Annotated in this window: 12 protein-coding genes; 10 read left to right on the top strand and 2 right to left on the bottom strand. The window is 60.2% G+C overall.

Going from position 1 to position 12,155, the window contains the following annotated elements; all coding sequences use genetic code 11:
* The first annotated feature begins 41 nt into the window (after positions 1-41).
* The 6 genes from OKB77_RS03920 (at position 42) to OKB77_RS03895 (ending at position 5,846) form a co-directional block, all read left to right on the top strand.
* Positions 42-728: a hypothetical protein gene (locus OKB77_RS03920; protein WP_224970212.1), complete on the top strand. Its 687-nt coding sequence runs from the start codon at positions 42-44 to the stop codon at positions 726-728.
* An 82-nt stretch (positions 729-810) separates the two neighbouring features.
* The gene (locus OKB77_RS03915) at positions 811-1,548 is read left to right on the top strand and encodes a substrate-binding periplasmic protein (protein WP_270816953.1); all 738 of its coding nucleotides are present in this window, start codon (positions 811-813) and stop codon (positions 1,546-1,548) included.
* Between the two features lie 245 nt (positions 1,549-1,793).
* Positions 1,794-2,189, top strand: a complete 396-nt coding sequence (rnk, locus tag OKB77_RS03910) for a nucleoside diphosphate kinase regulator (protein ID WP_005334070.1) — start codon at positions 1,794-1,796, stop codon at positions 2,187-2,189.
* A gap of 193 nt (positions 2,190-2,382) precedes the next feature.
* Entirely contained in the window at positions 2,383-2,973 is a 591-nt protein-coding gene (uhpA, locus tag OKB77_RS03905; protein WP_005334071.1) for a transcriptional regulator UhpA, read from the top strand.
* Positions 2,970-4,490 carry a signal transduction histidine-protein kinase/phosphatase UhpB gene (gene uhpB / locus OKB77_RS03900; protein WP_270816952.1) on the top strand — a complete coding sequence of 507 codons (1,521 nt, stop codon included), beginning with the start codon at positions 2,970-2,972 and terminating at the stop codon, positions 4,488-4,490. Before uhpA ends, uhpB begins: the two co-directional genes overlap by 4 nt.
* Positions 4,491-4,511: 21 nt before the next feature.
* Entirely contained in the window at positions 4,512-5,846 is a 1,335-nt protein-coding gene (locus tag OKB77_RS03895) for an MFS transporter (protein WP_270816951.1), read from the top strand.
* An 86-nt stretch (positions 5,847-5,932) separates the two neighbouring features.
* Here OKB77_RS03895 and OKB77_RS03890 read toward each other — a convergent pair whose 3' ends face one another.
* Positions 5,933-7,066, bottom strand: coding sequence for a GGDEF domain-containing protein (locus OKB77_RS03890; protein ID WP_270816950.1), 1,134 nt, complete (start codon positions 7,064-7,066; stop codon positions 5,933-5,935).
* 520 nt (positions 7,067-7,586) lie between these two features.
* On the opposite strand from OKB77_RS03890, the gene OKB77_RS03885 reads away from it, so the two are divergent.
* From OKB77_RS03885 to OKB77_RS03875, 3 genes are all read left to right on the top strand, one after another.
* A complete protein-coding gene (locus tag OKB77_RS03885; protein ID WP_162517391.1) occupies positions 7,587-8,387 on the top strand; it encodes a transporter substrate-binding domain-containing protein in 801 nt (266 codons plus the stop codon).
* Between the two features lie 99 nt (positions 8,388-8,486).
* Positions 8,487-9,446, top strand: a complete 960-nt coding sequence (locus OKB77_RS03880; protein ID WP_100646278.1) for an amino acid ABC transporter permease — start codon at positions 8,487-8,489, stop codon at positions 9,444-9,446.
* Positions 9,430-10,173 carry an amino acid ABC transporter ATP-binding protein gene (locus OKB77_RS03875; RefSeq protein WP_110302921.1) on the top strand — a complete coding sequence of 248 codons (744 nt, stop codon included), beginning with the start codon at positions 9,430-9,432 and terminating at the stop codon, positions 10,171-10,173. The genes OKB77_RS03880 and OKB77_RS03875 overlap by 17 nt, the downstream gene beginning before the upstream one ends.
* A 107-nt stretch (positions 10,174-10,280) precedes the next feature.
* On the opposite strand, the gene OKB77_RS03870 is transcribed toward OKB77_RS03875, so the two are convergent.
* Entirely contained in the window at positions 10,281-11,072 is a 792-nt protein-coding gene (locus OKB77_RS03870; RefSeq protein ID WP_005334089.1) for a substrate-binding periplasmic protein, read from the bottom strand.
* A 168-nt stretch (positions 11,073-11,240) separates the two neighbouring features.
* Here OKB77_RS03870 and OKB77_RS03865 point away from each other — a divergent pair, with 168 nt between their 5' ends.
* The gene (locus OKB77_RS03865) at positions 11,241-12,080 is read left to right on the top strand and encodes a sterol desaturase family protein (RefSeq protein WP_270816949.1); all 840 of its coding nucleotides are present in this window, start codon (positions 11,241-11,243) and stop codon (positions 12,078-12,080) included.
* The last annotated feature ends 75 nt before the right edge of the window (positions 12,081-12,155 follow it).

The raw sequence follows: 12,155 nt of genomic DNA, 5'->3' as shown, positions 1-12,155 counted from the left end.
GACTCAGCGGCCCGGGCCCCGGCTCTTTCGAGCGACAGATGATGATGCGACTTTTGCTTTCGTTATGGCTGCTTGGCAGCACCCTCGCCTTCCCTCTGCATGCTGACGACACGCCCCCGGATCTCGCCGCCCGGATCAGCTATCACGACCGGAACACCGGCAGCGATGGCATCGCCAGAGAGAGTATCTGGCAAGAGAAGTGGCTGCGGGTGGGTAATCAGGTGTGGAGCCAGCGGCTCATTCCCCTACCCCTTGCCCGCGCCTATCACGCCACTCACGACGCCACCCCCGGCCACAAGCACTTTACCCACCAGATGGCAGCCCGCTGGGTCAGTCGCAGTGATGAAGGTGAGTTGCAACTGCGTTATGCCGACAGCTGGCACAACCAGCTGGTTGAAGTGCCGGTGGAAGAGTATGGCCAGGTGGCCTTCAAACCCGACTGGCCACGGATCCGCCATCTCGTCAACCCGGCGCTGATCGAGGGGATGACCCCGCTGGATGAGGCCGCCCCCGAGCAGGCCCGCTGGTATGAAAAGCGCGAAGGGCAGCAACGAACCCGCATTCTCTGGTCGAGTCAGTGGCAGATCCCGCTGGTGGTCGAATCGGCCAGTCTCGACGGCTATCGCAGCTACCGGATGGAGGTAACCCTGCGCAAGCTGCCTGCTCAGCTCCCCTGGCAGCAACTCGCTGATTACGAAGTGCGCGATCTGCGGGATTTCTTCGACTGAGATCCCAACCCCTCAGCGGGTACAACGACAACGCAGGCAGGAATGTTACACTCTGCATATTCGACTCTGGCTCACGACCTTGATGCGCGCTCTCTGCCTGCCCTTTTTTGCACTGCTGTTATTGCTGGTACACACCGGTGCCCAGGCTATTGTGCTGGTGGCGGCCGAGTTGCCCCCCTATGTCATTCGCTCCTCTCACGGCAAACCAAGCGGTGTCGCCATCGAGATCATGGAAGAGGCCGCGCGACGCCTCAAAGAACCGCTCACCATCGAGCTGATGCCACTGGCCAGAGCCCTGACTCAGGCTATCCACCGCAAGGATGTGCTGCTGCTCCCGCCGGTACGCAGCACTCAACGGGAACACCTCTACTACTGGGTAACACCGATACTCGATGACGATTTTGTCATCGTCAGCGATCGCCGCTTTCATCCTGCCCCCCTCAAAGTGACAGATCTCCCACCGCTGCAGATCGGCACCTTGCGCTACTCCTTCGGTCAGCATCTGCTCAGACAACGACTTAAGCTTGAAAGTGATACCGTGGCCACCGAGAAGCTCAATGCCCAGAAATTGCATCGGGGCCGTATCGATGCCTGGGTGGCCGCCTGGAACGCCATCCTCTACAACCAGCGCCTTGGTGATTTGCCAACCGACCGGCTGGTACGCGGGGAGACGCTGATGCGTACCCAGTTTTATGTCGCCGCCAGCAAGGAGTTCCCCTTCACCGAGGGACGGCGCTGGCAAGCCGTGATAGACGAGATGCGCCATGATGGCACACTGGCGCGGATCATCCGTCAGTACAACTATCAGGCTCCTGAGTAGTCACTCAATCACGGTTGCCAAGGCCGGCCAGAATGGTTATGGTAGCCCCATGAAAATACTCGCTATTTCCTCGCATTTGCTCACACCCTGCTGAGCCCCCGCCTCGCTCCTTCGGCCGCGAGTCGCTTGGGGGCATGGCATTTTCAATCGATTGAACCTGTTGAATCCATTTTTGTAACACTTTGCGTGATGGCCAACCTGCACCCGCCGGTATGGGCCTATCCGCTATTGATAAGGAATATCTTATGAAACAACCTCATCTGGTTATCTCCAGCCTTGATCTGGACCGTATCGAACAACTGCTTGGCAACCACCCGCAGCATCTGGCCCTGCAAGAGGAGCTGGACCGCGCCGAGATCCGCGAACCGGCCGACATGCCACCGGACGTGGTCACCATGAACAGCAAGGTACGCTTCAAGATGCAGAGCAGCGGCAACGAGTTCTGCCTCACCCTGGTCTACCCGCGCGATGCCAAGGGCGACGAGAGCAACATCTCTGTACTGGCGCCGGTAGGCAGCGCCCTGCTCGGCCTGAAAGTGGGCGACAGCATCGCCTGGCCGGGCCCGGCCGGTCGCACCATCGAGGTAGAAATTCTGGAAGTGGTTTATCAGCCGGAGCGCGCCGGCGAGCTGCACCGCTGAGTCCCCCGGGCTGGTCATCTCCCTGTTGATCAGCCCGCTTGCTCGCTCTTGCCAGCTGATCCCGATCAAGCTTTGCGCACCTTGCCCCCCGGTTTTTAGCCCCTTTTCCTGCTGCTGCTTGAGCCTGACTCGGGGGGCAGGTATCTTGTTGGCCGCGTCATGGTCATGACGCACCGAATTTCAGGCTGACATCATGATAAAAATTGCCCTCATCGACGATCACCAGATCGTCCGATCCGGTTTTGCCCAACTGCTCAATCTGGAGCCCGATCTGCAGGTGGTCGCCGAATTCGGCTCCGCCAGCGACGCCCTTGCCGGTCTGCCCGGCAGCGGGGCGCGAGTCTGCGTCTGCGACATCTCGATGCCCGACCAGTCGGGGCTGGATCTGCTCAAGCAGCTCCCCTCCGGTCTGGCGGTGGTGATGCTCTCGGTACACGACAGCCCCGCCCTCATCGAGCAGGCACTGCAGACCGGTGCCAAGGGATTTCTCTCCAAGCGGTGCAGTCCGGACGAGCTGATCGCCGCGGTGCGTACCGCCGCCCAGGGGGGGTGTTATCTTACGCCGGACATCGCCCAGAAACTGGCCAGCAGCAGCCGGGATCCCCTCACCAATCGGGAGCGGGAGATTGCCCAGTTGCTGGCACAGGGGCTGGAGGTGAAGGCCATCGCCGAGCAGCTCGGCCTCTCCCCTAAGACGGTGCACGTCCATCGCGCCAACCTGATGGACAAGCTCAAGGTCAGCAACAACGTCGAGCTGGCCCACCGCATGCTGGATAGCTGGTGATCTCCCGTTTCGCCAGCTATGTCGCCATCGCGCTGGCGGCCTGCTTCATCTTTGCCGCCGGCTGGTTTTGCCTCTGGAGCATCAGCCTGCATCTGGCGGGCGACCCAGCGCTGGCGGTGCTGCTGTTCCCCTTCGGCCTGCGCCTCGGGTTATTGTTGCAAAGTCCCGGCCACTACTGGCCGCCGCTGTTGCTGTGCGAAGGGCTGCTGCTCTACTGGCTCAATCTGGAGGTGGGGCTGCCCCACTGGCCTTGGCTGGTCGCGGGCAGTCTGCTGACCCTGCTACCGCTGCTGATTGCCCGCCGCCAGCAGGTGCGCAACGACTGGCAGCAACTGTTGCTGCTGCTCGCCACCGTCACGGCGGCGGCGCTGCTGCAAGCCCTGCTCTGGCATCTGGCGGGGGAAGATGGCCTCTCGGCCCTGCTGCTCAGTCTGACCGGCGGGCTGACGCTGACCTCCACCTGCATGCTGATCTGGCACTACCTCACTCGCGCCACTTGGGTGCCGCTGGGGCCTGCGCTGGTGGATCAGCCGGTAGAGTGGCGCTTTCGCCATCTGGTCTGGTATCTGCTGCTGTTCGTATTGAGCCTCTGGCTGCAACTGGGATTGCCCAACTCGCTGGTGCGCTTTACCCCGTTTTGTCTAGCCATCCCCATCATCGCCATGGCGTGGCGCTACGGCTGGCAGGGGGCGCTGCTCGCCACCCTGATGAACACCATCGCCCTGCTGGCCAGTCAGGCCTGGCACGATCACCCGCTGGATCTGCTGCTCTCCCTGCTGGCCCAGAGCCTCACCGGCCTGCTGCTCGGCGCCGGGATCCAGCGCCAGCGCGAACTCAATCAGGCGCTGACCCGCCAGCTCGCCCATAATCGCCAACTCACCGAGCGGCTGCTGGAGACCGAGGAGAGCATCCGCAAGGAGGTGGCGCGCGAGCTGCACGACGACATCGGCCAGACCATCACAGCCATTCGTACCCAGGCAGGGATCGTGCGCCGCCTCGCCCCCGACAACGCCGGGGTGGGCCAGAGCAGCGCCCTGATCGACACGCTGTCGCTCGGGATCTACGACGCGGTGCGCGGCCTGCTCGGGCGGCTGCGCCCGCGCCAGCTCGACGACATGACTCTGGAACAGGCGATACGGGCACTGCTCAGAGAGCTGGAGCAGGAACGTCACGGCATCGTCACCCGGCTGGAGTGGCAGCTGGCGGATGGGGATCTCTCGGATGCCCAGCGGGTCACCCTGTTTCGGGTCTGTCAGGAGGGGCTCAACAACGTGGTCAAACATGCCAACGCCCACTCGGTCACCATTCGCGCCCGAACCAGCGGCGAGCAGTTGCAACTGGTACTGGAAGATGATGGCCGCGGTCTGCCGGAAAGCCGCCCGCAACAGGGCTATGGCCTGCTCGGCATTCGCGAACGGGTACAGGCGCTCGGGGGCAGTTTGCAACTCTCCTGCATCCACGGCACCCAGCTGACGGTCAACCTGCCCAGTCGCAGACGGGAGGAGAGTCATGGCTAATCATCACCAGAGGGCCTGCCTGTGCTGAGTTTTATGAGAAGTGCGCCGCCCCGGCCCCTTATCCGGGATCAGGCCGAGATCGACGCCACCTATCGCCACTGGCGGCTGCACCTGCTGCTGACCATGTATCTGGGCTACGCGGTCTTCTACTTCACCCGCAAAAGCTTCAACTTCGCCATGCCGGACATGCTGGCGAGCGGCATGCTGGACAAGTCCGACATTGGCATGCTCTGGACCCTGTTCTACATCACCTACGGCTGCTCCAAGTTCTTCTCCGGCATCATCAGTGACCGCGCCAACCCGCGCTACTTTATGGGGGTCGGGCTGATGGCCACCGGCGTTATCAATATCCTGTTCGGCCTCTCGTCGGCACTCTGGATGTTTGCCGCCCTCTGGGTCGCCAACGCCTTCTTCCAGGGCTGGGGTTGGCCCCCCTGCTCCAAGCTGCTCACCAGCTGGTATTCGCGCACCGAGCGCGGAGTCTGGTGGTCGGCCTGGAACACCGCCCACAACGTCGGCGGCGCGCTCATTCCCCTTATCGTCAGCACCATCGCTCTGCAACATGGCTGGCGCTACGGCATGATAGTGCCCGGCCTTATCGCCATCATCGCGGGATTGTTCCTCTGCTGGCGACTGCGGGATACCCCGAGCGCCATGGGATTGCCAACAGTGGGCGAGTGGCGCAAGGATGCGATGGAGCTGGCCCAGCAGACCCAGGATGCGGGGCTCTCCCATCGCCAGATCCTGCGCAAATATGTGCTGGGTAACCCCTATATCTGGCTGCTCGCCTGCTGTTACGTACTGGTCTATGTGGTGCGCACCGCCATCAATGACTGGGGCAATCTCTACATGACCGAGCAGCGCGGCTTCAATCTGATGAGCGCCAACTCGGCCATCTCCATGTTCGAGGTGGGAGGCTTTATCGGTGCTCTGGTGGCGGGTTGGGGATCGGACAAGCTGTTCAACGGCAACCGTGGCCCGATGAATCTCATCTTTGCGGTGGGGATCCTGCTGGCGGTGGGATCGCTCTGGCTGATGCCCTTCTTCAGCTACGTGATGCAGGCGGCCTGCTTCTTCACCATCGGCTTTTTCGTGTTTGGCCCCCAGATGCTCATCGGCATGGCGGCAGCGGAGTGCTCCCACAAAAACTCGGCGGGGGCGGCCACCGGCTTTGTCGGCCTGTTTGCCTACATGGGGGCGGCGCTGTCAGGCTATCCGCTGGCCAAGGTGATGGAGATCTGGCACTGGAACGGCTTCTTCGTGGTGATCTCGGTGGCGGCGGGCGTCTCGGCCCTGCTGCTGCTCCCCTTCCTCAAGGCGCAGGCACCGAGACCCCCTCAAACGAATGCAGAGTAACGGATGGCATCTGACAAGTCATAACCGGCAAGCAGACAGGGCGCGGATCACCGCGCTCTGATTTTATTCCTGGACCCATTCCTGCATCAGGCAGCCTGACAGACCCGATTTTTTCCTTCCCGCTTGGCCCGATAGAGAGCGTCATCCGCACGGCTGAACAGGCTGTCAAAGTGCCACTCCCCCTGCCAGTGAGCAATACCCATGCTGACGGTGATATGGATCCCCTCTACCTCGCTGGCCGCAAGCTGAACCCGCAGTGACTGGCAACGGGCGATCGCCTCCTCTGCGGTGGCATGGCGAAACAGCAGCACAAACTCCTCGCCCCCAAAGCGACTGGTCAATACGCCCTCCAGCTCGCGCAGTGCCAACCCGACCCGCTCCAGCACCCGATCCCCCACCTCATGACCATGCCGATCGTTGATCTGCTTGAAGTCATCCAGATCAAGCACCACCAGCGCCCCCTGCTGTGCAGGGCGTCCCCGGGCCAGACGCTCCATAAAACCACGGCGATTGAGTAACCCGGTCAGCGGGTCATGACTGGCCTGATAGCGCAGCTCCAGCGCCCGGTGCTGGTTGCAGAGCAGCAGCACCCCGAAGGTGAGCATGGAGCTACCCACCAGCATGGAGACATAGGGCAATACGTTGAACAGCTGACGCTGGAACGGGCTTTCGATCACCTCGCCCCACACGGTAAACATCCGCATCAGGGTCATGGCGATCAGCACCAGATTGAGGCCAATCAGCACCCAGACCGCCACCTGATAATCAGGGCGGCCATGACGCCAGAGCTGCCAGATGATGAGCGTACTGAGCATGAGGAAGGTGGCACTGCTGATCATCACCCGTACTGCAATCCGGCCATCGATGGCGACCGACCAGGTCATGACGGCGGCAAACAGTAGGATGAATCCCCAGCAGACAGGCCAGCCCGGCGATTGACGGAAGAAACAGCGTTGGGCGACCAGCAATAACGACACATGAAAAATCAGGAAGACATTGCCAACCCAGGAGCCATAGGGGGTGGGTGTCAGCAGCAGACTGGCAAATCCCGCCTGACCCAGCATGGCAAACAGACTGGACCACCACCAGACCACGACGCCGGGAATATCGTTGTGGGTAACGCGAATGATGGTAAGAGTGAGGAAACCGAGACAATAGCCACACAAGGCCATGATCATCAAGGTAAAAATATCCAGCTTAAGCAGTAGTGAGGCGTCCATACCAAAGCCATGCAGAGAGGGTAACTGAGTATATGAGAAGCGTTTGCCAAGACCCAGTGCGACTTGATGGTTTTCACAATAAAGCCCGTTCGTTTGCTGACAAACAGAGCAATGCGTGTGATATCCCACCAATGCGTATTCGTCTTAACCCCATAAAAAGCCTCTTACGGGGCCCAACAACACAATAAGAGCCGCAAGCGGCGCCCTGACTTTGTAACAAAATGTCTTGGGGATAATTTGGGCTTGAACCCACCCCATTAGATAGATATGTTGTTTTCGTGTGATTTTATGAATGAAGCCATGAGCAATAAATGTCTCTAACCTGTTGAGTCTTCTGACACAATCTGTTTTTGGTACATTTTTCACTCAACCACTATTCATAGCATCTCATATGGGGCTTTTGTCCCGCTCAAGACATTCATCCTGTCTTGCCTGTTGCCGGATGCAGCAGTCTCTTGTGCCACGGAGTCGCACGGGATCAGGTTCAAGGCCGAACACACCACCGACAGAGACGTCACTTATGATCAAAAAACTGATTCTTTCTACCCTGCTGTTTTGCGGGATCGCCACGGCGGCCCCGACCCCAGCCCCTACCTCCACCCTGGATGCCGTGCTCGAACGCGGTGTGCTGCGAGTCGGCTTTGATGCCGGCTATCAACCCTTCGAGATGACCAACAAGCAGGGCCAGTACATCGGCTTTGACGTGGATCTCGCCAAGATGGTCGCCAAAGAGATGGGCGTGAAGGTCGAATTCGTCAACACCGCTTGGGATGGCATCATTCCAGCGCTGCTGACCAACAAGTTCGACGTCATCATGGGCGGCATGACCGTCACTCCCCAGCGCAACCTGCGGGTCAACTTTGCCGATCCTTACATCGTGGTCGGCCAGACCATAGTCCTGCGCAAAGAGAAAGCGGGCGAAATCAAATCCTTCAGCGACCTCAACGACCCGAAATACAAGATCGCGGTCAAGCTCGGCACCACCGGCGAGCAGGCAGTCAAGCGCCTGATCCCCAAAGCCACCCTGCTGCAGTTTGAAACCCAGGATGACGCCAAGCTGGAAGTGATCAACGGCAAGGTCGATGCGTTCGTCTATGACCTGCCCTACAACGCTATTTTCGCCTCCCAGAATCAGGGCGCCGTGGTGCACCTCGACAAGCCGTTCACCTTCGAGCCGCTGGCCTGGGCCATCCGCAAAGGGGATCAGGACACCCTCAACTGGTTCAACAACTACCTGCGCCAGATCAAGGGCGATGGCAGCTACGACCGTCTCTACAAGAAGTGGTTCGAATCCAACGCCTGGCTGAACCAGCTCAAATAACCTCCGGGGGGCGGCACATGCCGCCCCTGCACCACGCAGCTCCCCACACAATAACGAGAAGAGGTTGTGACTGTGCACACACCCAAACCGACAAGACAGATGGAAAAACAGCCCAATCAGCTACTCTGGCATGGGGTTTTCCTGCTGATGCTGCTGGTTGCCGTATTCGGCATCTACAAGGCTGTCCAGTCAGTGGATTACACCTGGCGCTGGGAACGCATTCCCCAATACATCGCCTATCAGGCGGAGCAGAAGAATCTGGCCGAATTTGACGGCACCGTGATGGCGGGCACCAGCGAGGCCGAGAAGGGCAAGCTGTTCCTGCAAGACGATCTCGACCCCAATGTGCGGCAAGCCATCGCCAGTACCGGCGTACAAGTCGCCGAAGGGGATACCGTTTTTCGTGGCGATACCCTCGACACCCAACTGAGCTGGACCGCAGGCCCCATTGCCTGGGGCGTCTGGGTCACCGTCAAGCTCTCGCTGGTGGCGGGCATCTTCGCCATCCTGCTCGGCACCCTGGCCGGGCTGGCGCGCCTCTCCCCCAATCCCGCCCTGCGCAATCTGGCGGTCACCTACGTTGAGCTGATCCGCGGCACGCCGCTGCTAGTTCAGATCTTTATCGTCTACTTCTTTATCGGTACCGTGCTGAACCTCGATCGCTTCACCGCCGGGGTCGCGGCACTGGCGGTCTTTACCGGCGCCTATGTGGCGGAGATCGTCCGCGCCGGTATCAGCTCCATCCACAAGGGGCAGATGGAGGCGGGCCGCAGCCTGGGTATGACCTCCGCCCAGACCATGCGCTATGTCATTCTGCCGCAAGCGTTCAAGCGGGTGCTGCCACCGCTGGCGGGCCAGTTCATCAACCTGATCAAGGACTCCTCGCTGGTCTCGGTCATCTCCATCACCGATCTGACCAAGGCGGGGCGCGAGGTGGTGAGCTCCACCTTCAGTCCGTTCGAGGTGTGGTTTACCGTCGCCTTGCTCTATCTGGTGCTGACCGGCACCCTCTCTTTCCTGGTACGCCGTCTCGAGGTGAAATATGCGAAAAGCAACTGATCCCATCATCAAAGCGACCGGTGTCGAGAAGTTTTACGGCAGCGAAGTGCATGCCCTGAAAAATGTCAGCACCCAGGTCGCCGAAGGGGAAGTGGTGGTGATCGTCGGCCCCAGTGGCTCGGGCAAGTCCACCTTCCTGCGCACCCTCAACCAGCTGGAGACCATCAACGACGGCAACATAGTAGTCGACGGCATCAGCCTGACCGAGCCGGGCGATGTCAACAAGCTGCGGGAAGAGGTGGGCATGGTGTTCCAGTCCTTCAACCTCTTTCCCCACCTGACGGTGCTGGATAATATCTGCCTCGCTCCGCAGAAGGTGCGTGGCCTGTCGCGCCGTGAGGCCGAAGACAGAGCCAAGGCGCTGCTGCTGAAAGTGGGGCTGTCGGTGAAAGCGGCCAGCTATCCCTCCCAACTCTCCGGCGGTCAGCAACAGCGGGTGGCCATCGCCCGCGCACTCGCCATGCAGCCGCGCATCATGCTGTTTGACGAGCCCACCAGTGCGCTGGACCCCGAAATGGTGGGGGAAGTGCTGGATGTGATGAAGGGGCTGGCTCGCGAGGGGATGACCATGGTGGTGGTGACCCACGAGATGGGCTTTGCCCGCGAAGTAGCGGATCGGGTGCTCTTTATGGAGAGTGGCGAACTGCTGGTGGATGAAAAACCGGCCGATTTCTTCGACAATCCCCCCTCCCCGCGTCTGCGCCAGTTCCTGAGTCAGGTGCTGTAGCCAACACGCTCTGCTGGATAAACGAAGAGGGACCGCAAGGTCCCTCTTCTTGTGTGTCACGCTGAGCAAACTCAACCCAGCTGAACCCGAGTGCCCATCTCATCGGCTCAGCGCGGGGACTTTCCCAGATAGCGCTCCACGATCACTTTCACCCCGTCACGTTTTTTGAGCTGATAGAGCTCCTTGTCAAACTGGTCGATAAAGGCCTGTTTGTAGGGGTACTCCCCCTTGCGGCTATAGCCGAGAAACCCCTGCTCCTTGCTGAGCACCGGACCCTGTTTGAGCAGGGACATATCGGCCACCGCCAGCTGATCGGCCTTTATCATGTTGAGCAACTCATAGAGCAGGGAGAGACGATCATTAATGGTGCAATCGACCCGGCCGCGGACAATCTTGAGCAGGTTCTCCCGATTGCTTTTCACCTCCTCCACGTCGATCTGCTTCTCTTTTACTGCCTGCCAAAAGGCATCGCCGCCGACGGCAAAACCGGCGTTCATGCCAAAGCGTAAACCATGATAGTCGAGCGGAAACCTGGCCTGCGGGGTATTGGCCGCCACACTGGCGCCGCACATCACCACCAGCTCTTCATCCAGCATCGGCTGGGAGTAGGGCCACATATAAGGGCGGGTATCGGGCATGTAGTAGGGTGGAAAGATGGCGAAGGCGGTCCCCTGCTCCACCATGCTCAGACCGCGCCGCCACGGCATGGGCTTGAGCACTACCTCATAGTCAGGCATAGCAGAGGTCACCTCGCGGATGATGTCGGCATAGATCCCCCTGACCTCCTCCCCCTCCTGCCAGGAGTAGGGGGGATAGGCGGCATCCGCGAGGATCTCGACCCGGGTCTTGGCGTGCGCCATCATGCACAACCCCAGCAACAAGCAACACCAGACTCGCATAAGCCAGCACCTTCTGAAAAAGCCTGTATCAAGCATAGCCATCCGCCGCGCCTTCCTCTGCTGGCGCGCCATATTTCATGCCATCTCTTCGTTGGCTGAAAAATGTTAATGAAATATTAAAGCCATCCTTTATGCTGGAGAGCAATTGCTCTGAATGGATGGCCGCATATGGATGTGCAACTGCTTTTGCTCTACCTCTCCCCGATTTTTCTGGCCTTTATCGGCTGGGAGATGCTCTACCTGCGCAAACATGGCGCTGACTTTCCCACCGCCACCTACCAGTGGCGGGATCTGTTCGCCAACGCCGCCCTGGCCCTGATGCACCAAGGTGGCGATGCGCTGGCGGCCATTGCCATTGCTTATCTGTATGACACCCTCTGGGGCTGGCGACTGTTCGATATCGAGCTGAATCTCTGGAGTGTGCTACTGCTGTTCCTGCTGCAGGATCTCTGCTATTGGCTGTTCCACTTCACCAGCCACCATGTGCGCTGGCTGTGGGCCTCCCACGTGGTGCACCACAGCTCGGAGCGACTCAACCTCTCCACCGCCTTTCGCCAGAGCCTGATGTATCCGATCTCCGGCATGTGGCTGTTCTGGATCCCGATGATTGTCATCGGCTTCCCGCCCGAGGCAGTGGTCGCCACCGTGCTGCTGAGCCTGGGCTTCCAGTTCTTCGTCCACACCCAGGTGGTAGGCAAACTCGGCTGGCTTGAGTGGCTCTTCAACACCCCCTCCCACCACAGGGTGCACCACGCCAGCAACGCCAAATACATAGACCGCAACTTCGCCGGGGTGCTGATCATCTGGGATCGGCTGTTTGGCACCTTTGTCGAGGAAGATCCGGCAGAACCGTGCCGCTTTGGCATCACCAAGCCTATCCACAGCTTCAACCCCCTCACTCTCACCTTCCACGAATGGCGCGACATGCTGCGCGACGCCCGTGGCCTGCCGTGGCGACAAAAACTCGCGGTGCTGTTTGGCAAACCGGCTGGACCTGCCAGCCGCTAGGCCTTCGCCTCGAATCGCAACTCCCGGATAGCAAGCCCCTGATAACCAGTCCCTGATAACAAGAGAGCGCCACGG

Origin of the sequence: Aeromonas sp. Y318-3, assembly GCF_027706185.1 — a bacterium.
In the GTDB taxonomy this organism is placed as follows: domain Bacteria; phylum Pseudomonadota; class Gammaproteobacteria; order Enterobacterales; family Aeromonadaceae; genus Aeromonas; species Aeromonas veronii.
Note: the sequence above shows the minus strand (reverse complement) of the source record. Positions and strands in the feature narration are given on the sequence as shown.

Excerpts from the sequence above, each read along its gene's own strand:
- OKB77_RS03920 (WP_224970212.1), top strand. The coding sequence starts at position 42 with ATGATGCGACTTTTGCTTTCGTTATGGCTGCTTGGCAGCACCCTCGCC.
- OKB77_RS03915 (WP_270816953.1), top strand. The coding sequence starts at position 811 with ATGCGCGCTCTCTGCCTGCCCTTTTTTGCACTGCTGTTATTGCTGGTA.
- rnk (WP_005334070.1), top strand. The coding sequence starts at position 1,794 with ATGAAACAACCTCATCTGGTTATCTCCAGCCTTGATCTGGACCGTATC.
- uhpA (WP_005334071.1), top strand. The coding sequence starts at position 2,383 with ATGATAAAAATTGCCCTCATCGACGATCACCAGATCGTCCGATCCGGT.
- OKB77_RS03890 (WP_270816950.1), bottom strand. The coding sequence starts at position 7,066 with ATGGACGCCTCACTACTGCTTAAGCTGGATATTTTTACCTTGATGATC.
- OKB77_RS03885 (WP_162517391.1), top strand. The coding sequence starts at position 7,587 with ATGATCAAAAAACTGATTCTTTCTACCCTGCTGTTTTGCGGGATCGCC.
- OKB77_RS03880 (WP_100646278.1), top strand. The coding sequence starts at position 8,487 with ATGGAAAAACAGCCCAATCAGCTACTCTGGCATGGGGTTTTCCTGCTG.
- OKB77_RS03875 (WP_110302921.1), top strand. The coding sequence starts at position 9,430 with ATGCGAAAAGCAACTGATCCCATCATCAAAGCGACCGGTGTCGAGAAG.
- OKB77_RS03870 (WP_005334089.1), bottom strand. The coding sequence starts at position 11,072 with ATGCGAGTCTGGTGTTGCTTGTTGCTGGGGTTGTGCATGATGGCGCAC.
- OKB77_RS03865 (WP_270816949.1), top strand. The coding sequence starts at position 11,241 with ATGGATGTGCAACTGCTTTTGCTCTACCTCTCCCCGATTTTTCTGGCC.